Here is a 23,838-nt window from a genome sequence, read left to right as displayed (position 1 = left end):
GATCGCTTCGGCCGCATGTGTGCCGATACGGCACTTGTCCAGAGTAGAAGGTCCTCAGCGCGCCGTCTGCGTGACGGATGCCACCTTTTATAGCAGAAGGCTATGGGGAAATGCCGGAAACGGCGGGCCGCTATTCCGCAGCGATCCGCTCGAGCAGGGCGGCCGGATCGTCGATGATCGGGCTCGATCCCGTCGAGAAGAAATCCGCACCCGGTACGGCGGTCAACGCGAGTTCGGAATCCGCACGCCAGGGCGCCTCCACCCGCAACGACAGCGAGTGCAGATGGGTGCGCGCGTACTCACCCGATTTGTCGAACAGCGGATCGCCTGCGATCGGATAGCCGATCCAGGCCAGGTGAACCCGGATCTGATGCCGCCGCCCGGTGATCGGCCGGGCCAGCAATACCGTGTGCCGATCGGTCCGCGCCACGGTCGTGAACTCGGTCCGGGACGGATAGTTCTTACCGGCCAGCAGATCGCTCTCGGCGACCGTCCACATCTGCCCCTCCCGCCGGATGGTGTCGCGCGGTGCCGCGATCCGCACCCGGTTCTTGCGCCCGACGCTCAACGGCAGGTCGATCACGCCGGTGTCGGGCAGATCGGTGGCGGCGGTGACGACCAGATACCGCTTGTCGGCCGTGCGCTTGGTGAACTGCCTGGTCAGTCCGCCGTGTGCGGCCAGATCCTTGGCGAACAGCACCAGGCCCGAGGTGACCTTGTCGATGCGGTGCACCGGGTAGAGGGTGATTCCCTCGGCCGCGGCCAGCTCGACCAGATCGGTGTCGTGGCGTTCCCCGGTCACGGCGATCCCGGCGGGCTTGTTCAGCGCGATGATCGCCTCGTCCTCGTCGACGAGGAACTGCCGCGCCAGCTGCTGCCAGTCCATCTCCACCGGGTGCGTCTCCACCGGGCCAGATTAGTCCGCGGCGCGATGGCCGAATATCGCCAGGAGGGGTGGGCGCCGCCCGGCTCGGTGTGTTAGAGCCAGGCGTCGTCGAGGTCGGTCGTGGTGCGATCCATCGCGTCGAGCAGATCGAAAAGCGGTGCGGTACGGGGCAATTCCCAGTGGAAGAAGTACCGTGCCGCGACCCGCTTACCGCGGTGGAAGTCCTCGGATCCGCGCGCGGCGGCCACCGCCTGCTCCAGCCAGATCCAGGCCAGCACTACATGTCCGAACGCCTCGAGGTAAGCGGACGAATTCGCCAGTGCCGCTTCCGGATCGGCGTCGCGCCATACCGTGGCGGTGGTGGTCGCGATGCGTCCGGCGGCCGCGGCCAGCGCATCGGCGAAGTCGCCGAGTTCCGCGTCGCCGGTCGCGCGAGCCCGGTCGACCGTTTCGCCCATGGTGTCGAGCAGCAGGGTCAGTGCCGCGCCGCCGTCCGCGACCACCGCCCGGCCGAGCAGGTCCAGGCTCTGAATGCCGTGTGTCCCTTCGTGAATCGGATTGAGGCGGTTGTCGCGGTAATGCTGTTCGACGTCGTAGTCGCGGGTGTATCCGGCGCCGCCGTGCACCTGGATGGCGAGGTCGTTGGCGGCCAGGCACCACTGGCTCGGCCAGCTCTTGGCGATCGGGGTCAGGACGCGCAGCAGGAGGGCGACGCGCTGCGCCTCGTCGGCGTCCACGGCGCTGCGCTGGCGGTCGATCAGGGTGCCGCAGTACAACTGCAGGCCCAGCGCGCCTTCGGCATAGGCCTTCTGCGCCAGCAGCATTCGGCGAACGTCGGGATGCTGCGCGATCGGGACCTGCGCGCTCGCACCGCCCTTCGCCGTCACCGGGCGGCCCTGCGGCCGATTGCGGGCATAGTCGAGGGCCTTGAGGAAGCCGGTGTACCCCAACGCGGTAGCGGCCAAGCCGACGCCGAGGCGTGCCTCGTTCATCATGTGGAACATGTAGGTCAGTCCGCGATTCGGCTCACCCACCAGATAGCCGACCGCACCCGGTGCGCCGCCGGGTGTGAACGCCCCGTCGCCGAAGACCGGCGCCGTGTTCACCGTGCCGCGCCAGCCCATCTTGTGGTTGATCCCGGCCAGCACCACATCGTTGCGCTCGCCGAGCGAACCGTCCTCGGCGGGCAGGTATTTCGGCACGATGAACAGCGAGATGCCGCGGGTTCCGGCATCCGATCCGGGAATGCGCGCCAGGACCAGATGCACGATGTTCTCCGACAGGTCGTGGTCACCGCCGGAGATCCACATCTTGCGGCCGAACAGCCGGTACGTGCCGTCGTCCTGCGGGACGGCCTTGGTGGTGATGTCGGCCAGCGAGGAACCCGCCTGGGGTTCCGACAGCGCCATCGTGCCGAAGTAGCGCCCGGTGAGCATCGGCCGCACGAAGCGGGCGAGCTGTTCCGAATCCGCGTGCGCGGCGAGCAGGTTGGCGTTGCCGATGGTCAGCAGCGCGTAGCTGGCGGTCGCCACATTGGCGGCGTAGAACCACGCCATGCACGCGGTGAAGACCGTATGCGGCAATTGCATACCGCCCACGCGCTCGTCCATCGCGGCGCCGACGAATCCCGCCTCCGCGAAGGCCGACAGCGCCGTCGCCACCTCCGGAATGATGTGCACCTTCTCGCCGTCGAAGGTCGGCTCGTGCAGATCGCCCTGGCGGTTGTGCGGGGCGAAGTACTTCTCGGCCAGCTCCCGGCTCAGCGCGAGCACCTGATCGAAGGTCTCGCGGCTGTGTTCCCGATAGCGCTCGCGCTCGGTCAGCCCGGTCACGTCGAGCCACTCGTAGAGCAGGAAATCGAGGTCGCGAGCGGACATGATGAGCGAATCCATATCCCAAGCCTGCTGGGCAACGCCCGCGCGCGCAAGGTGCGCGGGCGTGGCGCCGCGCGACGGCTCCCGCGTGGCATGTCCGGCGCCGTCGGGCCGGGCGGGTGCGCCGGGACGGTGTGCGCCGGGAAAGTGGGCTCAGCCGGCCCGGGCGACGAGGGGAGCGATGAAGCGCTCCAGCATGTCGCGCTCCTCGGCCTCGTCCCGGCCGGGCACCGTGAGCAGCGAGACGATGATGCGGGTCAGCCAGCGGGCCAGCTGCGCCCAATCATCCTGTGCCGAGGACGTTTCCGCGGTGAAGAGCGAGCGGGCGATGGCCTCGATCACCTCGGAGGTCTGGGCGATCTGCAGGGTCGCTCCGGCGTCGTCGGGGCGGAACCAGGCGATCAGCAGCGGGTCCGAACGCACCGCGCGGAGACTGGCCAGCACTCCGGCGACGGCGCGTTCGCCGGGGTCGGCGATCGTCCCGATCTCGGCGGTGACGCGGGCACCCACCCGCCGTGCCTCGCGATGCACGTACGCCAGTTGCACCGCCTGCCGGCCGTCGAAGTAGCGGTACAGCGTCGCCCGCGAGCAGCCGGCGGCCTTGGCGATATCGCCCATCTGGGTCGCGTTCACGCCGCGTTCGGAGAACAGGCTCGCGGCGGCGTCCAGGATCCGCTCGGCCGCCTGCAGGGAGCGCGGATGCGCCAGCCAGTCGCTCATGCCGGGACGAAGGGGACGTTGACCGGCCAGCGCACGTAATTGCCCTCGGTGTATCGGACGCCGTCCGGATCCACGGAGAAGTCCGGGCACCGGGCCAGCAGTTCCCGCAGCGCGATGGTGGCCTGCATGCGGGCGGCGGCCGCGCCGAGGCAGTGGTGGTTGCCGTTACCGAAGGTGAGGATGTTCTTCGGGTTCCGCGTCACATCGAGTTCGCTTGCGTCCGAACCGTATTCGCGCTCGTCCCGGTTGGCCGACGCGTACAGCATCAGCACCCGCCGTCCCGCCGGAATGGTAACGCCCTCGATCTCGACGTCGCGGGTGGTGGTGCGGGCCAGACCCTGCACCGGCGAGGTCAGGCGCAGGAATTCGTCGACCGCGCCCGGGATCAGGCTCGGATCGTCGAGCAGGCGCTGCCGCTGCTCGGGGTAGCTGGTCAGCAATTGCACCGCGCCGCCCAGATTTCCGGTGGTGGTGTCGTTGCCGCCGGTGATCATCGTGAACGCGAAACCGATGATCTGCAGAATTTCGCCGAAGTCGCCGCCGACGCCGAGTCCCGAGGCCACCAGATGGGAGACGGTGTCGTCCGCAGGTTCGAGTTTGCGCTTCTCGATCATCGCGATGAAGTACTGGGTCAGCTCACCGACCGCCTCCTGCGCATGCTCGATGCCGCCGGTCGCCGAGGCCGCCACGATCGCCTCGCTCCAGCGATCGAACTGTGCCCGATCCTGCTCCGGCACACCGAGATAATGCGCCACCACCATGGTCGGCAAAGGTTTGAACAACTCCATCGAGATGTCACCGCCACCGGCCGCGCGCAGCTTCTCCAGCCGCTCGATCACGAACGCCTCGACCGCGGGCCGAATCTCCTGGACCTGCCGCGGGGTGAACCCCTTGGCCACGCGGCGCCGGAAGACGGTGTGGTCGGGCGGATCGGTGAAGACGAACGGCCGGTTCTCGCCGAGCCCGATCTCACTGAGATTGTTGTAGTCGACCGTCAGGCCCTGAGCCGAGGAGAACGTCTCGGGATCGCGCACCGCCGCGTAGATGTCGGCGTAGCGCGAAAGGACGTAGTAGTCCTCGTGCGGGCGGTTCTCGGGAACGACGTGGTGCACCGGATCGGATTCCCGCAAGGCGGCGTACATCGGCCAGGGGTCGCGCCAGGAGTCGCCGGAACACAAGGTGAAGCGTGCCTCGTGAGACATCGTCGTGCTCATGTATCGACGGTAAGACAAATGGTCGAGTATGTCTAGAACTTGTTTCATCGGTGGCGGTCCGCCGCTCGCGCACCGGGACCGATACCGGGCGACCGGCCGGTGAGATCGGTACTGTGGGCTGACCAGCGCCGCCCGTCGGACAAGGAGCGCCCATGCGAACCGGTCCCGCTCTGCGAGAGTTCTTCCGGCGCAAGCCGATCGACCAGATCCAGGACGAATCCGCCACCACCCTGCACCGCACGCTGGGCCTGTGGCAGCTGACCGCCATCGGGGTGGGCGGCATCATCGGCGCCGGCATCTTCACGCTGGCCGGTGCGGTCGCGAATCAGACCGCCGGCCCGGCCGTCCTCGTCTCCTTCCTGATCGCCGGCGTCGCGAGCGCCGCCGCCGCGCTGTCCTACGCCGAATTCGCGGGACTCATTCCGCGCGCCGGTTCGGCCTACACCTACGGTTACGCCGTACTCGGCGAACCGGTGGGCTGGTTCATCGGCTGGGATCTGCTGCTCGAATACACCGCGATCGTGTCGGTGGTGGCGATCGGCATCTCCGGCTACATCCAATTCCTGTTGGGGCAGTTGGATATCGAGCTCCCCGAGTGGATGCTGGGTGCGCCGGGAACCGGGCACGGCCATGTGGTGGATCTGTTCGCCGCGATGCTGTGCCTGCTCATCGCCGCCCTGCTGAACTTGGGTATCCGGGCCGCGGCGCGATTCGAAACCTTCGTGGTGGGCCTGAAGATCGTGGTCGTCGTGGTGGTGATCGCGGTCGGGTTCTTCCACATCGATTCCGCCAACTACCACCCGTACTTCCCGTTCGGCATGTCCGGCGCGGTCACCGGGGCGGCGACCGTCTTCTTCGCGGTCTTCGGCTACGACGCGATGTCGACCGCGGCCGAGGAGTCGGTGGACGCGAAACGTCATCTGCCCAAGGCGATTCTGTTGTCGCTGGTGGTGTCGATGGTGCTCTATGTGCTGGTCTGCCTGGTCCTGACCGGGATGCAGCACTACTCCGACATCGACCCGGAGAGCGGGTTGTCCACCGCCTTCGAATCCGTCGGCCTGCCCGGCCTGGGCAGTCTGATCGCGGCCGGCGCCATCGTCGGCATCATGACGGTGCTGTTCACCTTCATGCTCGGCGTCACCCGCGTCTGGTACTCGATGAGCCGGGACGGCTTGCTGCCCCAGTGGTTTGCCAAAACCCACCCGGTACGCCAGGTGCCCACGCGGATCACCTGGATCGTCGGTGTCGCCTCGGCGGTGATCGCGGGGCTGCTGCCGATCGGCCAGGCCGCCGAGCTGACCAATATCGGCATCCTGCTGGCCTTCATCGTGGTCTGTGCGGCGGTGATCGTGCTGCGCTATCGCCGTCCGGATCTGCCGCGCGGCTTCCGCACGCCGGGAATGCCGGTGGTGCCCCTGCTCGGCATCGGCTTCTCGATCTGGCTGATCACCTACCTGCAACCGGTGACGTGGTTGCGCTTCGCCGTCTGGTTCGCCGTCGGCGCGATCGTCTACCTGACCTACAGCCGCCGCCATTCCCTGCTGGCGACCGGCCCGGATGCGTCCGCGACCCCCGCCGGACGGCCGTAGGGATTATATCGAGATACCAGCGATATCTGAGGTATTTCGCTAATTTATCGTTTTGTTATTCGAATTGGCGCGTTCGGTATTTGGTTTCTCCCCGACTGTGGCGAATCATTGCTCCCCGGACCCAACGATCGACTGATCACCGTGGTGTTTCGGAAATCTGCTCTCGCTACGAGATTCGGAGGAACGCATCATGGCAGGAACCGAGGCGGGTCGATGTACCCGCTTTCCGGGTCGTAGGGCCTGGTCGACCGCGGCAACGCTGGTCGTTCTGTTCGGCGCGGCGGGCACGATGGTGGCGACCGCGGGCCCCGCACACGCCGACTCGCCGATACTCGCCCCGGTCGTACCGGGAATTCCACTACCGCCGCAGTTCACAATTCCCGGGCTCTTCCCGGAAATCCATCCGGCCCCGCCGGAGCCCATGAAATCGGTCGGTGAGCGGGCGCTCGAGGCCGCCGAGTCCAAGATCGGCTCGGCCTACCGCTCGGGTGCCACCGGACCCGATGCCTTCGACTGCTCGGGTCTGGTGCAGTGGGCGTACCGGCAGGTCGGGGTGGACCTGCCGCGGACGAGCTACGACCAGCTGACCGCCGGCACGCCGGTCGACCTGGATGCGCTGCAACCGGGCGATCTCGTGTCGTTCTACGGTGGCGGACACTCCGCTCTCTACGCGGGTGACGGCACGGTCGTGCACGCCGCGACGAGCGGTGAGGGTGTCATCCGATCGGCGCTCGCGCAGATGCCGGTCACCGGCGCCCGCCGCTTCTGACGCCGCCGGCGGGTGCGCCACGCGGCTCGCCGATCCAGGGGTTCGAATCCGCCGCGAGGATATGTTGCGCGACAATGTGCATCGAGATCGAGTATCGAGATCGACCAGCATTGGACTGCAACGTGAATCGCGGAGGAGGGGGCCGGTGGCCGAGACTCGGGCGAATGCCGACGAGCCGTTCGGGCCGGTGCGCCCCTCGGATGCGGTCGACGGCTGGGAGTTGGCCGGTGACGGCACCCGCTGGTGGCTGGTCAAGGCGTTCGGCGATGCGCGCGGTCTGGTGAAGCCGACCACGCGGACCACCTGCGCCTGGCGTATCGAAACCGCCGACGGCCGGATGTTGCGCGAGGTCAGCGCGCGATCGGTCGCGGAGGCGAAAAACGCTGCGGAAGAATGGATCCGGAGGACGATCGGCTGAGCGTTCGCTCGGCCGATCGTCCGTATCGTCCGGCTATCGACGGGTCGACTGCCGCTTCGAAATCGCCTGCAGGCTGAATGCCGGTGCGGGCTGATCGGGTGCGGGAGATTCCTCGGTGTAGGCGCGCGGCCACGCGCGGCCGCTGTCGGCGAGATCGAGATCGTTCGTGCCATCGGCATCGTCGCGTCGCGAGGGTCCGTCGACCTCCGCGAGTCCGACGAGCACCACGAGCATGATGGTGACGAGCGTGACCACCATGATCAGCGGGGTGAGCAGCTGCACCGAGTCGACACCGCCGGTCGGCTCGGCCATGTTGTCCATGCGGTGCGCCGTCATGGATGCCATTCCGGTGTAATGCATTCCGCAGACCGCCAGACCCATGATGGCCGCCGCGCCGATGGTGGCGGCGAACCCGCGCACGTGCAGGACGAACCACAGTGCCGCGGTCGCGGCCACCACGGCGATCAGCAGCGACAGGGCCACCAGTCCGGTGCTGTATTCGATGTGCGCGCCGGCGTTCATGGCATGCATGCCGAGGTAGTGCATGGCCGCGACGCCGAATCCGGTGATCATGCCGCCGAGGGGGAGTGCGATCACTTCCCGGTGCCCGCGCACCACGATCGACAGTCCGGCCCACACCACGACGATCGCGATGGCCGCGCTGAGCAGCGTCATCGGCACGTCGTAGCGGATATTCGCGCCGTGGATCGAGAAACCGAGCATGGCGGTGAAGTGCATGACCCAGATGCCGGCGCCGCCGAGCGAGACGGCCGCGGCGATCAACCAGCCGCCCGGCCAGCGCGAGGCCCGGGCGTGGGTGGCGCAGCGCAGCGCCAGAACGGATCCGATGAAGGACATGACATAGGCCAGGACCGGGGTTACCCAGCCGTGGCTGAAATGGTCGAGCTCGAGCACGAGGTCTCCCGAAGCGAAAGAGGGGTTATCGATTCGTGACCGGACGATAGTTCACATTGCTCATGATCGTTACCCGCGCCCGTTCGTGTCCGGGTGCGGCCGACCTCCCTCGCCGTCCGGCAAATGTGCAGGTGACACAGGTTCACGGGGTGTGTGCACGGGGTTTGCCGGAGTGTCGCCTGATGGACATCGAACCGGAGGTGTGTTCTGGCGCACTTGAGCCACTTTGGGGACCTATGGCCCTTGACAGGTCTATCGGACGAATCCGGACGTTCGGGACTATCGCAAGACGATACTGTATGGATACGATATGAAAATCATAGAATATGGTTTCGGGAGTACTGGAGGTGCCGGAATGGATGCGCAGCGGTATCGGCGGATGGTCAATCGGGTCAATCCGCTCGTGGTCGGGCTGCAACGGCTGGGAATCGGTTTCGGTCCGATGCAACTGCTCACCGTCGCCGGTCGGCGCACCGGGCAACCGCGCACCTTCCCGATCGCGGTCAGCGAGTTGAGTGGGGCGCACTACATCGTGCAGGCCTATCCGCGGGCGGCCTGGGTGGCCAACGTGCGGGCGGCCGATTCGGTCACGCTGACGCGCGGACGGAAATCCTCGACCGCGCGACTGGTCGAGGTTCCGGTCGAGCAGCGCGGGGCGCTGCTGCGGGAATTGGTCGGAGCCGGGCCCGCCAGCGTCGGAAACCGTTTCGTCACAACCGGTTTGGCCGATGCGGCAACGCCCGACGGGGTGGCGGCGGCGGCCGGGCGCATCGCGGTGTTCCGGGTCGAACCGCACTGACCTGCCGGGTTCGTCCGCGCCGGGGATATCATATGAAAATCGTATGAATCGACCGGAGGGTGCCGATGAGCTCGGAGGCGGATCGCGCGGCCGCGCAGCAACGGCGCCGGCTGGCCGTCGACGTCAAGGATGCGTTGCGCGACTTGAACATTCAGCTCGCCCTGCTGAATCGCCGGTTCGGCGGCCGGGTGGAACTCCGCGACGTGGACTGGACCTGCCTGGACCTGATCAACCGGCGGGGCCCCGTCTCGCCGACCGCCCTGTCCCGGCTCACCGGCCTGCACCCGGCCACCCTCACCGGTGTCCTGGACCGGTTGCAGAAGGGCGGCTGGATCGTTCGGGAACGCGACCCCGAGGCGAGCGACCGGCGCGCAGTCACCCTGCGCGCCGTCCGCGAGCGCAATTCCGAACTGTTCCACGTGTTCTCGGGCATGAACCGGCGCATGGACGAGGTGCTCGACCGGTACTCGGAGCCAGAACTCGAGGTTATCGCCGACTTCCTCCGGCAGACCGGTACCGCAGGCGCGGACTCCGCCGCCGAACTCGGCAGCTGACCGGCCGCGCGCTCCTCGTCGGCGGCCCTGCGAGGGCGAGTTCTGGTACAAGTAGGACGTGAAATTGCTTCGTGGGGGGATCTTTTCAGCTGTTGCCGCTCTGCTTCTCTGTAGTTGTGCGACGGCCCACTCGCCGGATCCCGTCGGCTCGCCGGCCGTGCCGCAGGCTACGGCGCGGTCGACGCCCGACGCGACGCCGGTAGCCGGCAATCGTCAGCACACCGGCACCGGCCCGGTGAAAACCGACCCGGAACTCGGCAGTAATCCGGTGCTCAGCGAGCAAGGCGTGGGCCTGTCGAGTGTCGACTGTCGGCTGCCCGGCTGGCGCAACACTCCGGATGGCGCGGAGGCGTACTACCGCGCGGCGATCAGCTGTCACGATGCCGCATGGGCGCCCACCCTGGCGCACTTCCGGATCCCCATGTCCTCGCCCGCGCTCTGGGCGGGCGCCCGAATCGGTGATTACCACGGTGCGTGCAGTTCCACCGGCAGCAATCGGGAAGCGTTCTACTGTGCGGCCGACCGGATGATCGTGATGCCGTTCGACACCATGGCCCCGGTCATCGGCTACGGCGTCGGCAACGTGCTCGCGGTGCTCTCGCACGAATACGAACACCACGTGCAACAGCTCACCGGAATCATGGCCGCCTTCCAAGCCAGGGCCTCGGCGCTGAACTGGACCGGGCCGGAGGTCGACCTGCTCAACCGTCGGCTCGAGCTGCAGGCGTGGTGTTTCTCCGGGATGTTCTACGGCGTCAATACCGGACGCGGTGCCATCACCCAGGGCCTGGCCGACCGGGCCTACGCCAACAACGCCGGCGCGGGTGACCGGCCGGGCGAACGACGCTGGCACGGGACCAACCAGAACGTCGCCAACTGGTTCGGGTGGGGAATGCACCCGAGCAGTGACCCGGCCTCCGCCGCTGCACCCTCGCTGTACGAATGCAATCCGTGGGCGGCTCGCAGCGACGCGTGGCTGGAATGAACACGCGGCCGCGCGGCCGGGCTCGGTCGTCTCGCGGGCTGTTCAGCGAGGACGGGTAGGCTCGGGTGATCGGCGGGTCTCCGCATATGTCCTCGTCGGTGGGCGTTCGCGCCACCACACACAAATCCGAGGATGTAGGTCATGGCTATTACCGAGATCGGCGCGTACGCACATCTCAGTCCCGCCGATATCGAGGCGCTGGGGCGTGAGCTCGACCGGATTCGCGCCGATGTCGAGGCCGACCTGGGTACTCGTGACGCGAACTACATTCGCCGGACGATCGTTTTTCAGCGCACCCTCGACGCCGCCGCGCGACTGATCATTCTCGCCGGTCGTGGCCGCTTCGCCTGGCTGCTCGGTACGGCGGGCCTGGCGACGGCCAAGAGCGTCGAGAATATGGAGATCGGTCACAACGTCTCCCACGGTCAATGGGATTGGATGAACGACCCGGAAATTCACTCCAACACCTGGGAGTGGGATATGGCCGGGCTGTCCGCGCAGTGGCGCTACGCACATAATGTCCGCCATCACCTCTACACCAACGTGCTGGGAATGGACGACGATATCGGCTTCGGCGTGATGCGGGTGACCAGAGACCAGCATTGGCGGCCGCGCCTGCTGCTGCAACCGTTACAGAATGTGCTGCTGGCGGCGACCTTCGAATGGGGTATCGCCTGGCACGACCTGGACTCCGTCCACGATCGGGTGACCGATACCGCCGAGCGCGCCGGTCAGACCCGGGCGTTGCTCGGAAAACTGGTCCGGCAGGCCGGCAAGGATTACGTGCTGTTCCCCGCATTGAGCGGAAAGCGATGGCGGCGAACGCTTTTCGCCAATCTCGGCGCCAATGTGCTGCGCAACCTGTGGGCGTACCTGGTGATCTTCTGCGGCCATTTTCCCGACGGCGCGGAGAAATTCACTCCGTCGGTGCTGGAGTCGGAAACCAAGGCGGAATGGTATTTGCGCCAGATGCTGGGCACGGCGAACTTCGATGCCGGGCGGGTTCAGGCCTTCATGAGCGGCAATCTGTGCTACCAGATCGAACATCACCTGTTCCCGGACCTGCCCAGCAACCGGTACCGGGATATCGCCGCCCGCGTGCGTGCGCTGTGCGAAGAATTCGATCTGCCGTACACGACGGGTCCTCTGCTGCGGCAGTATGCGCTCACCCTCCGGACGATCCACAAATTGGCGCTGCCGGATCGCTTCCTCACCGCGACCTCCGACGACGCCCCGGAAACCGCGTCGGAGCGGAAGTTTCTCGGATATCGACCGTTCGCGGCCGCCGAGGGCGCACCGTCTCGTTCCCGCCGGGGGCTGCGCACCGCGCTGCGCGTGGTGGCGGCCAAGACCGCACTGCCGACCGGATGATCCGGCGGGTTCACCTCATCCGTGGGGGCGCACCGGCAGTTCGGTGAGTCCCCGCATGAGCAGGCTCGGCTGCCACCGCGGGGTGAACGACGGCGCCAGGGCCAGCTTCGGGAAGCGATCCAGCAGCGCGGTGAAGGCGACGGCGGCCTCCATCCGGGCCAGCGGAGCGCCGACGCAGAAGTGGATTCCGTGGCCGAAGGCCACATGTCCGGACGGCTTCCGGCCGATATCGAGTTCGTCGGGTGAACGGTATCGATCGGGATCGCGATCGGCCGCCGAGAGCGCGACGTAAACCAATTCCCCTGCGGGGATGACGATTCCGCCGATGTCGACGGGTTCCTCGGTGTACCGGACCGTGGCCCAGCCGACCGGGCCGTCGAGTCGCAGAAACTCTTCCACGGCGGCGGGGACACCGTCCGGATCCGCCCGCAGCGCATCGAATTGGGGCCGGTTGCGCAGCAGGGCGAAGGTGCCGTTGCCGATCAGGTTCACCGTCGTTTCGTGACCGGCAACCAGCAGCAGGAAAGCCATCGCCACCAATTCGGGATCGGTGAGGCGGTCGCCTTCGTCCTGTTCGGTGGCCAGTCCCGACAGCAGGTCGTCGCCGGGCCGAACGCGTTTGTCCGCCAGCAGCGCCGTCAGATATCTGCCCATATCGGCGGAGGCGCGGTCGCGGTCCGCCAGATCTCCGGAGGCCCCGACCAGGATCTTCGTCCACAGCTGGAAATCGTCGCGATCGGTGAAGGGAACGCCGAGCAGTTCGCAGATCACGGTGACGGGTAGCGGGGTCGCGAACGCATGAAGCAGATCGACCTCGTCGTGCGCGGCCACTTCGTCGAGCAATCCGGCGGTGATCTCCTCGATGCGCGGGCGCAAGGCCGCCACCCGCCGCGGCGTGAAGGCCTTGTTCACCAACTTCCGCAGTCGCGTGTGTTCCGGCGGATCGGTATTGAGCATATGGGTGCTCAACGCCTGCGCATCCGAATTCGACAGCACCGCAGAGCCTTTGCGCCGGAACAGTTCGAAGGTGCCGGCCGAGTTCTTGCGCAAGCGCGGATCGGCCAGTGCCGCACGCGCTTCCGCATGGCCGACGACGACCCAGCACGGAATCCCGCGCTCGTGCGTGAACCGCACGTGGTGCACCGGCCCCCGGGCCCGCCAGCGCTCGTAGTACTTGTGCGGATCGTCGTGGAAGTCGTCTTCCACCAGTTCGATCTGCTCGGAAACCTCGGCCTCGGTCATGCTCCCTGCTCCCTGCTACCGGCGCCGATCGGCGCTACCCACGGTGTCGGACCGGTCCTGACGGTGACCGTATCCAAAGTACCGAAAATCAGGCCGAGCCGCGGATGTCCGATTCGCGTAGAAATCGTTCCGCCCGAACCACTTTCATGGTCAGTGCGGTGACAGCCGGTGTTCCGTCCATTGCCTTAGCTTCTCCGGATTGCGGATCGCCCAGATCCGGGTGATCCGGCCGTCGGCGATATCGAAGGCGTAGACGGTTGCGATGGCGCCGTCGATCTGTGCCACCAGGCCGGGCTGGCCGTTGACGGTGCGCTCGAGAAGTGTGACTTCCGCGGCGCGGGAGGCGATTTCGATCCATGCGCGAGCGATCTGCTCGCCACCGGTGATCGGATGACGGAAGGCGACCACCCGGCCGCCGCTGTCGGCCGTCGCGACGGCCCGTGGATCCAGGATCTCGATCAGTGCCTCGATATCCTTCGTCTCCCACGCGCGTTTGAAGTCTCGGACGACCTCGGCACGCTCGTCCCGAGAGGGACGTGCCGAGGTCTGGATACGACGGCGTGCGGAGGAGGCCAGCTGTCGGCAGGCCGCGGGAGTGCGGCCGACGATATCGGCGATCTCGGCGAAGGAATACCGGAAGACATCGTGCAGGACGAAGGCCACGCGCTCGGCCGGCGTCATGGAATCGAGTACGACGAGGAACGCCATGCTGATCGATTCGTCGAGCGTCACCCGGTCGGCCGGATCGGCCGGTGCGGGCACGCCCCACTCGCTGCGGTCCGGGACCGGCTCCGGAATCCACTCACCGACGTAGCGCTCGCGGCGAGCCCGCGCCGAACCGAGCAGATCCAGACAGATGCGGCTGGCCACGGTCCGCAACCAGCCACCCGGCGCCTCGACGGCCTGCTGTTGTTCCGGGGACAGGGCGTACCAGCGCGCATAGGTCTCCTGCACCACGTCCTCGGCCTCCGCGAGGGAGCCGAGCAGCCGGTAGGCGAGGTTGAGCAGCGCCCGCCGCTCACCCACCACCGCGCTCGCTTCCGGATCGGTCATGATCTCACTCCCTCGTTCGGTACAGGTCCTTCCACTGTTGGACGACACAGCACGCCGAAATGTGAGGTCCAGGTTGTATGCTGCCGTTCGCCGGTGACAGTCGGGGGGAGTACCCAGTGAAAAGAGCAGTGTGGGTGGCAATCTGGTTCGGCGTGGCGGCGCTTTCGGCGTGCGGTACGGACGATGCCGCTGATGGACCGGCCGTGGCCTCCTCCGAACCGGTTGCTCAGCAGGTCAGCGGATCGCCGGATCAGCAGGCCGGGTGCCCGCACTCGCCCGTGGCCTCGGCAGGGCCGTACACCGCCACCACCGTGCCGGTGCGGGAACAGACCGCGACGCTGACGACGGACGTGACGCTGCCGCAACTCGAGGGCGGTGAGCAGGCGGTGCGCGATCGGTTCAACGCGGCGATGCGCGCCTCGCTGGCCGATACGAGCGGCGGCGACGCGAGCGGTGCGCTGCACGACGCCCGGCTGCGCTGCGGGGAAACCAGCCGCGTCACCCGGATCGGGACGAAGGTCGTTGCGGGCGTGCTGATCACCGACCACACGTGGGAGGGCGGCCCGCATCCGGTCAACCAGATCGGCACCGTGGTGATCGACACCGGAACCGCGCAACCGGTCATGTTGCCGACGGCCTTGCGCGACCCGGCCCAGAGCTGGAACGCCCTCGCCGCGACCGCCCAGAGCCTGGTGCCCGCGGACGGGCCCACCCTGTTCACACACGCTCCCGGCGGTGACGATTTCGCCAACTGGGTCCCCTCCCCGGAGGGACTCACCGTCTACTTCTCCGTCGCGCACGCGCGGGGCGACTACTACCCGGTTCAGCTCCCGTGGAACCGAATCCGGGACCTGTTCGACCCGGCCGCGGTGGTGACCCTGTCGAGCTGACGGAGCATCGGAACACCCGTCGGTCCCGCACCGGATTCACACCGTCGCTCCGACCAGCTGTCGATAGTCGGCGTTGCGGGCGACCAGTTCGTCGTGGGGCCCGCTGTCGACGATCCGCCCGTCCTTCAGGAACATGACGATGTCGGCCTCGCGGATGGTGGACAGGCGATGGGCGATCACCAGGAGGGCACATTCTTGTCGCACGTTCTGGATGGTCACGTTCAGCGCCTTCTCGGTTTCGGCGTCGAGCATCGCGGTGGGTTCGTCGAGCATCATCAGGACGGGCCGGCGGATCAGCGCTCGGGCCAGTGCTACGCGTTGACGCTCGCCGCCCGAGAGCAGGACGCCGTGCTCGCCCACGGGAGTGTCCAGCCCACGGGGGAGCCGGGAGACGAGATCGGCCAGCCCGGCGAGCTCTGTCGCGCGCTGCAGATCGTCTTCGCCGAGGCCCGGCTGCCGGTAGGTCAGATTGTCCCGGAGGCTGCCGAACAGCAGCGGCGCGTTCTGCTCCAGCAGGCTGATTTCCGAGCGCCACGCCCGCCGTGGTCGACCGGCGTAGGACCGGCCGCCGAGCAGAATGTCGCCGCCGTCCGGATCGTAGAACCGGCTCACCAGGGAGAATACGGTGGATTTCCCGGCGCCCGAGTGCCCGACCAGGGCCACATGTCCCCGCGGAGGTACCGAGAAACTCACGCCGTCGAGAATCGGCCGCTCGTCGTAGGAGAAACGCACCTCGCGGAATTCCAATGCGGGACGCCCGTTCGCCGAGGCGGGCTCGATCGCCGAATCACCGTCGACGCCGACCTGCGGAATCTCGTCGACGTCCTCGGTCGGCAAACTCAGCGTCGATTCGATCCGGCTCAGCGCGCCCAAGGCCTTCTGCAATCCGACGGAGCCGTTGAACAGATCGCCGACCGGAATGAGCAGGTTCATCGCGAGGAGCATCATCGTGACGAGGCTGCTCAACTCCATCTGATGATTGGCCACCCGCACACCGCCGACCAGCAATGACACCACGAACGACCCGGTCACCGCCAGGTGCATGGCCGGATTTCCCAGCGCCTTCAATCGGGCCGCGCGCACGCCGGCGGCGAATGCGGCACCGGCCAGTTCGGTCAACCGCTCGTGTTCGCGGTCCTCGGCATTGTTGACCTTCACCGTGCGCACGCCGTTCAGCGCGCGCTCGATATCCGCGGACAGCGCGCCGACGCTCTCCTGCAAGCGCACCGAAGCCACTTCGATTCGCGTCATGACCAGCAACATCGCCGCCGCGGCGACGCCCACGGTGACGAAGACGATCGAGAACAACAGCCAGTCGAGATAGATCATCACCGCCACGGTGCCCACGAGTGTGATTGCGCCCGTGAGTATTTGGACGAGGCTGCTGCCCACGGCGTTGCGGATCACGGTCGAATCGAGCGTGACCCGGGAGATGAGATCGCCGACCCGCTGTGACTCCAGAGTGGGAATTCTCAGCCGCAGCAGATGCCCGGCCAGACGATGACGCACGGACAAGAGTACGGATTCGCTGGACCGCTCGAGTATGTAATTGCCGCCGGTATCGGCGACGGCATACAGGAGATAGGCCCCCACCAGCGCCGCGAGCGACCACGCGATCGTCGCGCCCGCCGAGGCATCGCGGACGACCTGTCCGGCCAGGAGCGGTTGCGCCAACGACAAACCGGTGCCGACGAGAAGCAGTGCCGTCGCCGCGAGCAGCGAATTACGTTGTGGTGCGAGAATTCTCAGCAGCGCCCCGACCCGGCGCGGCCAGGACTCGCGCTCTCGAATCTCACCGTCGTCAGCTGACATCGTCACCCACGTTCACATGCCGGCCGACCACGATCAGTCGACTGAATGTCGTCATGTCTCCCGCCTCCCCGACAAGCTTTCCGTCTGCTTCGACCCATGCGTGTGCGGCGAACGGCAACTCGGTGCGCACGCCGACACACCAGGTTGTCCACGCACCGTAGCGTCGGCTCAGCAGCGTCGTCGCCACGGACCTCGTCAGGCAGCCGTATCTTCCGGCGGCGTCGGGACTCACCTCGACGACCCGGCGCCGCCATCGCTCGGCATCGTCGAACGGGGCCGGACGACTTCCTCGGTGTAACTGCTTCAGGATCCATTCGATCCGTCGCGGTGGCAACCTGACGAGGACCCTCGCGGCGCGAACGGCCCAGGCCGCGGCCGAGCGCTCACCCCTGCGTCCGTCCTCCTCGAATTCGGTCCCGAGCGCCATCTGGTGGCTCACGACGGCACCAGCCCCACTGCTCGGAGGTGGCTCACCAGTTCGGCGACGTCTCGCTGCGCGGTAACGGCATCGACGTCGAACCGATCGAGCACTGCCGCAACGGGATCGGCGGCGTCGCCGGCGAGGAGCGAGGCGAACACTTCCGCTCCGACCGGATTGAGCCGCCAATACTCGCCCTGTTTCAGATCGAGAACGACGCCCCCGTATTCCGTTCGCACGAAAGACAAGCCGGGCCTCGGTGTCGTGGTATCCATGGTCCCTCCCACTCCTCAGGCTTTCCGCGCGCTACTGTCGCGCGGATCGAGAAAATTCCGTTCCAGATCGCGCAGCCAGAGTTCGCAGGCGATGGTGCTGAACATCGTTCCGTCTTCCAGTTCGAACGAACTGGGGCTGGCGCACAAATGCTTCAGTCGCTTCGAGTCGATCAGGCCCATGGCGCCGAGCCGCGAGTTCTCCCACAGAGCCACGAGTTCGTCGCGATGCTTGCGCAGGCCCACTTCGACGTCGTGTGATCCGCTGTCCTTGGTCTGCCGGCGTAGTACCTCGGCGGGCACGATTCCGCTGACCGCGGCCCTGAGCAGAGGCTTGTACGTCCAGGCGCTGACCCGATCCGGAACCGCCACCGACAAGGCAGCGGAAATAACTCGGTCATCGAAATAGGGTGCGGACAGGGGCGGCCCGCCGGATGCCAGTGACATGCGGTTCAACACGGCCACCGTCCGGGCCCCCTCGACGATCGACTCCAGTTCGACGTGGCGCCCACGAGCGGGCGCCAGCGGTTCGGCATCGGCGGCCATCCACGAGATTCCCTCGTGCACAGCATCTTTCGCCGCAGTCGTGGCCCACACCGGAATGGACGGAACAAGGGCCCAGCCCAGCATCGGTTTGCGCCGTTCCGGCACACCGGCGATCGGTACAGAATTCCTTTTCCACCACGCCCGGAAATCCGCGGGCTCGACCGCGCCGCGCAGGAGATCTCGTGATCGCCAACCGCCGAGGGCGCCGAAACTGCGCAGTCCCCGCCATGCGGTGAGCGGGCGACGCCACAGTAGATCGCGGTAGAGCGTCGGCAGTCCGGTGAAGAGGTGATCGCCCCCGTGGCCGGTCAGGTGCACGGTGGGACCGAAGGTTGCCGCCAGTGCCGCGAGCGCACCTACCCGGCTTCTGCCGGCGATGAGCGGTGAGGGCTCGTTCAGCCAGGTCGGCCCGTCCTCCAGGCCGGCGTAGGTGAAAGGCAGTTCGGAATCGGGAAGGATCGTGTGCCGCACATGTGGCAGGTGCCGGGCGGCGAGCAGGGCCCATTCGAGGTCTTCATTGGCGGAATCGCGTCCGCGTGCCGTCAGCAGCGTGATCTCCGCCGGTCCGCGGGCGGCGAGAAAACTGATCGACGTCGAGTCGTAACCGCCGGAAAGTTCGCAGGTAACCGTGCCACCCGCCGCGGTCCGAGCCCGTACCGCCGCCTCGAGTCGGCTCCGTACCTCGTGTGCGCCCTCCTCGAGGCCCCGGACGGCGGTCCTTTCACTCGCGCTCCGCACCATCCGGGACGTTCCGGTCGGTGTGATCACCAACCCGGTACCGCGGGCGAGCGGTTCGATTCCCGTGAGCAGCGGACGTTGTGCGAGGTGATGCGGAACGGGTTCGAGCAGATGTGCGGCGAGGGCACCGGCGTCGAGTTTGCCGCCGACGAGGTGCCGCAGGGCGTGCACGGTATCGGCGGCGATGTCGATGCCGTCCACGCGGGCGCGGTACAGGCCGCGGGATCCGTATGCGGCACCGTTCAGGTGGATGTCGCCGTTCACCTCGACGATCGAGTGAAACGATCCGTCGATCGCGTCCAGGATCACTCGCCATCGAGCCGGTGAACCTGTCGACATCGCATAGTCGAGGACGGCCTGCTCGCTGATCAGAGCGTGGCCGAGGATCACCACCTGCGCCGCACGGCCGTTGGTGTGAATGACCGGCCGGTCCGGGCAATGTCCGACGACCATCGGACGTCCCGAACGGTGCTCTGCCAACACCCGCGCCCACGGGAGGAGACGCCTGGCGATGCTCACTGCCGCCCCGTGGTCGGGCAGAACGACAAATCCTGTCCGAGCATCGCCAGTCATCCTCCAACCCCCTATGATTCGAGCTCGGTGGTGACGGCTCAGATCATTCCGCGGCGTCCGACCAGCAGGTCGGATTCCGTGGTGAAAACGCCCCGGTGAGGTTGCGGAAATCGCCGCATTTGGCGATCACCGGCTTCTCGTAGATCTTCTTGTCCGAGCTGTCTGCCGCGTTCTCCATCTTCACTTTCCTTCCTTTCCTCGCACTCCCCTTGGAGGCGGTCTCATTCCGAGTCGTTCTGTTCGACTCGGACGTGTGCAACCGAGAATTGATGGAGTCGTGGATTCGAGGAAAGCGGATCGCGCCGGAATTTCGACGCACTTGATCAGTCCCCCCGTGCTGCCGGTCCGAACGAACATGTCGTTCCGGATGTAAGTCGCTATCCCGCAAGGAATTTCGGGCCTGTTCGAATCCTCCCCCGATATCGCCCGGCGACCTGCCCCCGTCCCCGCCCGCTATTCTGCGCCGTATGCCACAGCCCGTCAAGGATCTTCGCGAATTGCCATCGAAAATAATTGCTGCGCTGCACTTTTCGATGTGGTGTGATCAGTCGCCAGGGGCCCTCGGCTCGAGCTCTCGCACGTCCTGAGCGGCGACGTCGGTGAGCGCCATCGAGGGCTTCGGCCACCGACCACGCCACCGGGTTACGGCGGTCGAGCCGTGCGGAAACGGTGCATCCGGACATCTCGACGCGGAACCGGGGGCGTTACTCTCCCGCGATCGGGGGTAGTTCCCGAGTGGATCGGACAGCTGCCTCGCGTCGTCGTGCGGGCGTCCCGTGTGCAGGGGATGCCGGCTCGACCGGGGGCGTCGGTAGTGCGGCCGGTTCCCGCCGTCACCCACACGGCAGAGCGGTTGTTTCGTATGCTCGTTGGTAGCGAATGGGGAGGGTCGTCGGTGCCGGGCCTCGCGGGTCCGGCGATGGAGGAAGGTCCTCGCGGATGGACAGGCGCGAGGTTGCCGACATGGCGCGAGACTGGTCGGCGGCCCTGGTCGATTGCGGTGGCGTGCCGACATCTCTGCCGCGCGTCGAGCAGTTGACCACGTGGATCGTCGAACTGGACGTTGCCATGTCGGCCGATCCGTTCGATCCGTCGCCCGCATACCGCGTCGGGGTCGAGATGGTGCGGTGGAAGCTGACCGACCCCGCATTGATGACCCCGTCCGCGACGGTGCTGGCCGGTTTGCTGGAACGGTCGCAGCGGCCGGATAGCACGCGGCGGTTCGGCGCGCTCCTGGGCGAACTCGGCCGCGGCTACAGTGCCGAACTGTTGAAGGTCCACGCGGACAGCCGCGAGGTTGCCGACCAGCGCTTCCGCGTGGTGTTCGACAATGCTGCGGTGGCGATCGCCCTCTACGACAGCAACGGCATCACGCTGGAAGCCAACCGGACCACGGCACGGATGGTCGGGATGAAGCCGGAGGAACTGCCGGGCGTGGCTGGTCTGGATCTGATGCATCCCGAGGATCGCGACAAACTTCAGCAGGTTGTCGTCGATCTGTACCAGCGCCGGTATGGCACTGTGCACTTCGAAGGCCGCTTCTGCCGCCCCGACGGCACCGTCTGCTGGGGTGCCTGGACGATGACGCTGGTGCGCGGAGCGGGTGGGCGCGATCTGCGGCTGCTCGCCGTCGGAGAGGACATCACCGAACGGCGCGCGATGGAGCGGAAACTGTGGTGGCAGGCGCGCCACGACCCGTTGACGGGTCTGCCCAACCGACACTGCCTGCTCGAGCAGTTGGAGGCCATCGTCGCGACGGCCGGTCCCGCCGACCACATCGGTTTGTGTTTCCTCGACCTCGACGAGTTCAAGCTGATCAACGACCGGTACGGCCACCGCGCGGGCGACAGCGTGCTGGCCGAGGTCGGTCGCCGGCTGGACGCGACGATGACCTCACCGGCGGTCACGGTCACCCGCATCGGCGGAGACGAGTTCGTCGCGCTGCTCGCACCTCCGTGTGACGAAGAGGCGGCGCACGCCGCCGCCGAGACCATGCTTGCGACCCTGCGGGAACCGGTCCCGGTCGGTCCCACCGATCTGCTGGCGATGTCGGCCAGCATCGGCGCCGTCGTCGCCCCGGTGGCGGGCGCGAACGCCGAGAAACTGCTGAACGATGCCGACGTGGGCCTGTACCGGGCCAAGGCCGCCGGCCGCGGCACCTGGGTGCTGCATCGCGACGAGAGCAGTCGCGCCGCCGAGTAGATCAGCGCCGAACAGATCAGCGCCGCGGCATCGCGAGTTCGCCGCGCCGCGCCGCTCGCCACCACCGCTGCCCGGAATCGATACCCCTGCGCATCGTGCGCACGGCGGGAACCTGTGTGAGCAGGTGCATCTGGTATCGCCACGGCATTTGCAGCCCGTGCCGAACCGCCATCGCATAGGCGAACTGCACGGCGTTGCGGTCCAGATACCGGTCGGCGTGTTCGAACCAGGTCATGCTGGCACGGGCGGCGGCCTGGATCGGGCGCATCGCCGCGCGCCGCTGCGCATCGTAATTCTCCAGCGCATCGGCGATCTCGCCGTGCTCGTACAGGCTCTGGGCGAGCACGATGGCGTCGATGATCGCCAACCGGGTGCCCGAACCGATGGTGAAGTGCGTCGTGTGCGCCGCATCGCCGACCAGCACCACATTGTCGTGATACCAGGATTTGTTGGTCACTTCGGGAAAGCAACTCCACCTTGCGAATTCGCCTCGTGTCTTGCTGATCAACGAGTGACCGTCGAGAACGCGCGCGAATATCTTTTCCAGAAGACGCACATTCGCGGCGCCGTCCAGGGAATCGAATCCCGATTCGCGCCACGTCCGCGGTTGGCATTCCACGATGCAGGTGCTGATCTTTCCGGCGATCGACGGGTAGGCGTGGAACCAGATCCAACCGGCCGGCGTGTGTTCGAAGGCGAAAGTGAATCGGTCGAAGACCTTGTCGGTGCCGAGCCAGATATATCGATTCTCGCCGAGGTTCACCGATGTTCCGAAGCGATGATCCTCCAGCTGCCGTACCCGGCTGTTCGCGCCGTCGGCAGCGATGACGAGATCGGCGTCGTCGAAGCCGGACAGATCGTGAATTTCCCGGCCGTGCTGGACATCGACGCCGAGGTCGGTGGCCCGCTGCGACAGCACATCGAGCAATGCCGCTCGCCCCATGCTGAATCCGTAGCCCGGGAAATATGCGGTCCCGTCGTCGCCGACGTGGATCGCCTGTTCTCGCCAGAGCACAGATCCGGCCCGCACCGTCTGTGCGCTGTCGGGGTCGTTCCGGTACAGGATGTCGAGCAGATCGTCCCAGTAGACGACGCCCCAGCCGTAGGTGGACCCGGGAGGATCTCGGTCGATCACCGTGACGGCATGGCCCGGGTCGCGCCGCTTCATCGAAATGGCGAAGTACAGTCCGGCGGGCCCGCCACCGACACATACGATTTTCATTCGGTCACCAGTTCCGGCCCGGTCGGTCTATCCCGGCATCACACGATCGGTATCGGACGCGGCCGAGCCCGGCACGCTGTGCGTGTCCGGGCTCGGTCGTCGGCACTAGAAGCTTCCCCAGCCGCCGCCGAACGGGTTCCACCAGTTGCTGCCCCAGCCGCCGTTACCCCAGCCGCCGTTACCCCAACCGCCGTTACCCCAACCCCAGCCGTTGCCCCAACCCCAGCCGTTGCCATGGCCCCAGCCGTTGCCGTGACCCCAGCCGTTGCCGTGACCCCAGCCAGGGCTGTCGACGGGTTGGGTGGCGGATGTGGGCGTCGCCGTTTCGGTGGCGGACGCTTGTGTCGCGGCTGCGACGACCGGAACCGCAGCGACTGCGGCTATTCCGGCTGCTGCTGCCAACCGGGCGAATTTCGAGTGTGAATTCCTTTTCTTGATCATGATGGGCTCCAGATAGCTGTCCCGACCTGGTGGAATTCTACGCGTTTCCGCCGTGTGTCAGAAAGTTGCCGAATCAACCCTTTTACAATGTCCGGCCGCCGCATTCGGCAAGGTTGGCGGGTCCGTAAATATTTCGGTTTCCCGGGCAGCGGCAGACCTGAACAGGCCGAACCGATGTGTGCCCTCGGCAGGATTCGAACCTGCGACACCCGCTTTAGGAGAGCGGTGCTCTATCCCCTGAGCTACGAGGGCGCGGACCGTGCGCGGAAATGTGGAAAACCCCGTTTCGCAACGGAATTCGCACCTGCCTCGCAGTGGTCCACGATGCCTGTGCC

Annotated in this window: 23 protein-coding genes and 1 tRNA gene; 9 read left to right on the top strand and 15 right to left on the bottom strand. The window is 66.8% G+C overall.

Annotated elements, in window-relative coordinates:
- Positions 1-130: 130 nt before the first annotated feature.
- From ACPCUW_RS02195 to ACPCUW_RS02180, 4 genes are all read right to left on the bottom strand, one after another.
- Positions 131-907: an RluA family pseudouridine synthase gene (locus ACPCUW_RS02195; RefSeq protein ID WP_305779426.1), complete on the bottom strand. Its 777-nt coding sequence runs from the start codon at positions 905-907 to the stop codon at positions 131-133.
- 71 nt (positions 908-978) lie between these two features.
- Positions 979-2,778: an acyl-CoA dehydrogenase gene (locus tag ACPCUW_RS02190; protein WP_423423510.1), complete on the bottom strand. Its 1,800-nt coding sequence runs from the start codon at positions 2,776-2,778 to the stop codon at positions 979-981.
- A 135-nt stretch (positions 2,779-2,913) separates the two neighbouring features.
- Positions 2,914-3,480 carry a TetR/AcrR family transcriptional regulator gene (locus tag ACPCUW_RS02185; protein ID WP_423423509.1) on the bottom strand — a complete coding sequence of 189 codons (567 nt, stop codon included), beginning with the start codon at positions 3,478-3,480 and terminating at the stop codon, positions 2,914-2,916.
- On the bottom strand, positions 3,477-4,694 hold the full coding sequence (locus ACPCUW_RS02180) for a cytochrome P450 (protein WP_423423508.1): 1,218 nt from the start codon (positions 4,692-4,694) through the stop codon (positions 3,477-3,479). The genes ACPCUW_RS02185 and ACPCUW_RS02180 overlap by 4 nt, the downstream gene beginning before the upstream one ends.
- Before the next feature lie 152 nt (positions 4,695-4,846).
- Between ACPCUW_RS02180 and ACPCUW_RS02175 the strand changes: the two genes are divergently transcribed.
- The 3 genes from ACPCUW_RS02175 to ACPCUW_RS02165 all read left to right on the top strand — a co-directional run bounded on the left by ACPCUW_RS02175 (position 4,847) and on the right by ACPCUW_RS02165 (position 7,470).
- Positions 4,847-6,283 (top strand): amino acid permease, encoded by a 1,437-nt coding sequence (locus ACPCUW_RS02175; RefSeq protein WP_305779423.1) that lies wholly within the window; start codon positions 4,847-4,849, stop codon positions 6,281-6,283.
- Between the two features lie 289 nt (positions 6,284-6,572).
- Positions 6,573-7,052 carry a C40 family peptidase gene (locus ACPCUW_RS02170; protein ID WP_423423546.1) on the top strand — a complete coding sequence of 160 codons (480 nt, stop codon included), beginning with the start codon at positions 6,573-6,575 and terminating at the stop codon, positions 7,050-7,052.
- Positions 7,053-7,197: 145 nt separating this feature from the next.
- The gene (locus ACPCUW_RS02165; protein WP_393524706.1) at positions 7,198-7,470 is read left to right on the top strand and encodes a hypothetical protein; all 273 of its coding nucleotides are present in this window, start codon (positions 7,198-7,200) and stop codon (positions 7,468-7,470) included.
- A 33-nt stretch (positions 7,471-7,503) separates the two neighbouring features.
- Here the strand turns inward: ACPCUW_RS02165 and ACPCUW_RS02160 are convergent, their stop codons facing one another.
- Positions 7,504-8,385: an MHYT domain-containing protein gene (locus ACPCUW_RS02160; RefSeq protein ID WP_305779420.1), complete on the bottom strand. Its 882-nt coding sequence runs from the start codon at positions 8,383-8,385 to the stop codon at positions 7,504-7,506.
- Between the two features lie 355 nt (positions 8,386-8,740).
- On the opposite strand from ACPCUW_RS02160, the gene ACPCUW_RS02155 reads away from it, so the two are divergent.
- The 4 genes from ACPCUW_RS02155 to ACPCUW_RS02140 all read left to right on the top strand — a co-directional run bounded on the left by ACPCUW_RS02155 (position 8,741) and on the right by ACPCUW_RS02140 (position 12,094).
- Positions 8,741-9,184, top strand: coding sequence for a nitroreductase family deazaflavin-dependent oxidoreductase (locus tag ACPCUW_RS02155; RefSeq protein WP_423423507.1), 444 nt, complete (start codon positions 8,741-8,743; stop codon positions 9,182-9,184).
- A 65-nt stretch (positions 9,185-9,249) separates the two neighbouring features.
- The gene (locus tag ACPCUW_RS02150; RefSeq protein WP_063017627.1) at positions 9,250-9,738 is read left to right on the top strand and encodes a MarR family transcriptional regulator; all 489 of its coding nucleotides are present in this window, start codon (positions 9,250-9,252) and stop codon (positions 9,736-9,738) included.
- Positions 9,739-9,895: 157 nt separating this feature from the next.
- The gene (locus tag ACPCUW_RS02145; RefSeq protein ID WP_081879234.1) at positions 9,896-10,723 is read left to right on the top strand and encodes a neutral zinc metallopeptidase; all 828 of its coding nucleotides are present in this window, start codon (positions 9,896-9,898) and stop codon (positions 10,721-10,723) included.
- A gap of 141 nt (positions 10,724-10,864) precedes the next feature.
- On the top strand, positions 10,865-12,094 hold the full coding sequence (locus ACPCUW_RS02140; protein ID WP_305779417.1) for a fatty acid desaturase family protein: 1,230 nt from the start codon (positions 10,865-10,867) through the stop codon (positions 12,092-12,094).
- A 15-nt stretch (positions 12,095-12,109) separates the two neighbouring features.
- Here the strand turns inward: ACPCUW_RS02140 and ACPCUW_RS02135 are convergent, their stop codons facing one another.
- Positions 12,110-13,336 (bottom strand): cytochrome P450 family protein, encoded by a 1,227-nt coding sequence (locus tag ACPCUW_RS02135; RefSeq protein ID WP_063017631.1) that lies wholly within the window; start codon positions 13,334-13,336, stop codon positions 12,110-12,112.
- 150 nt (positions 13,337-13,486) lie between these two features.
- Positions 13,487-14,389 (bottom strand): RNA polymerase sigma factor SigJ, encoded by a 903-nt coding sequence (gene sigJ / locus ACPCUW_RS02130; protein ID WP_305779416.1) that lies wholly within the window; start codon positions 14,387-14,389, stop codon positions 13,487-13,489.
- A gap of 116 nt (positions 14,390-14,505) precedes the next feature.
- On the opposite strand from sigJ, the gene ACPCUW_RS02125 reads away from it, so the two are divergent.
- Entirely contained in the window at positions 14,506-15,279 is a 774-nt protein-coding gene (locus ACPCUW_RS02125) for a hypothetical protein (protein ID WP_423423506.1), read from the top strand.
- A 36-nt stretch (positions 15,280-15,315) separates the two neighbouring features.
- Here ACPCUW_RS02125 and ACPCUW_RS02120 read toward each other — a convergent pair whose 3' ends face one another.
- The 5 genes from ACPCUW_RS02120 to ACPCUW_RS02100 form a co-directional block, all read right to left on the bottom strand.
- Entirely contained in the window at positions 15,316-17,091 is a 1,776-nt protein-coding gene (locus ACPCUW_RS02120; protein WP_305779414.1) for an ABC transporter ATP-binding protein, read from the bottom strand.
- Positions 17,081-17,530 (bottom strand): lasso peptide biosynthesis B2 protein, encoded by a 450-nt coding sequence (locus tag ACPCUW_RS02115; RefSeq protein ID WP_305779413.1) that lies wholly within the window; start codon positions 17,528-17,530, stop codon positions 17,081-17,083. The genes ACPCUW_RS02120 and ACPCUW_RS02115 overlap by 11 nt, the downstream gene beginning before the upstream one ends.
- Positions 17,527-17,784 carry a lasso peptide biosynthesis PqqD family chaperone gene (locus ACPCUW_RS02110; protein WP_030513325.1) on the bottom strand — a complete coding sequence of 86 codons (258 nt, stop codon included), beginning with the start codon at positions 17,782-17,784 and terminating at the stop codon, positions 17,527-17,529. Before ACPCUW_RS02110 ends, ACPCUW_RS02115 begins: the two co-directional genes overlap by 4 nt.
- Before the next feature lie 15 nt (positions 17,785-17,799).
- Positions 17,800-19,518, bottom strand: a complete 1,719-nt coding sequence (locus ACPCUW_RS02105; protein ID WP_423423505.1) for an asparagine synthase-related protein — start codon at positions 19,516-19,518, stop codon at positions 17,800-17,802.
- Positions 19,519-19,681: 163 nt separating this feature from the next.
- Complete coding sequence (locus ACPCUW_RS02100; RefSeq protein ID WP_423423504.1) at positions 19,682-19,816, bottom strand: keywimysin-related RiPP; 135 nt, start codon at positions 19,814-19,816, stop codon at positions 19,682-19,684.
- 785 nt (positions 19,817-20,601) lie between these two features.
- Here ACPCUW_RS02100 and ACPCUW_RS02095 point away from each other — a divergent pair.
- A complete protein-coding gene (locus ACPCUW_RS02095) occupies positions 20,602-21,840 on the top strand; it encodes a diguanylate cyclase domain-containing protein (protein WP_423423503.1) in 1,239 nt (412 codons plus the stop codon).
- A gap of 16 nt (positions 21,841-21,856) precedes the next feature.
- Here ACPCUW_RS02095 and ACPCUW_RS02090 read toward each other — a convergent pair whose 3' ends face one another.
- From ACPCUW_RS02090 to ACPCUW_RS02080, 3 genes are all read right to left on the bottom strand, one after another.
- A complete protein-coding gene (locus ACPCUW_RS02090) occupies positions 21,857-23,062 on the bottom strand; it encodes an FAD-dependent monooxygenase (protein WP_423423502.1) in 1,206 nt (401 codons plus the stop codon).
- A 105-nt stretch (positions 23,063-23,167) separates the two neighbouring features.
- Positions 23,168-23,503 carry a hypothetical protein gene (locus tag ACPCUW_RS02085; RefSeq protein ID WP_305779408.1) on the bottom strand — a complete coding sequence of 112 codons (336 nt, stop codon included), beginning with the start codon at positions 23,501-23,503 and terminating at the stop codon, positions 23,168-23,170.
- A gap of 179 nt (positions 23,504-23,682) precedes the next feature.
- A tRNA-Arg gene (locus ACPCUW_RS02080) sits at positions 23,683-23,755 on the bottom strand.
- Positions 23,756-23,838: the final 83 nt, after the last annotated feature.

Origin of the sequence: Nocardia sp. AB354 (genome assembly GCF_049538315.1) — a bacterium.
Taxonomy (GTDB): Bacteria; Actinomycetota; Actinomycetes; order Mycobacteriales; family Mycobacteriaceae; genus Nocardia; species Nocardia nova.
The sequence above is the reverse complement of the archived record's forward strand: the minus strand, read 5'-3'. Positions and strand labels throughout refer to the sequence as shown.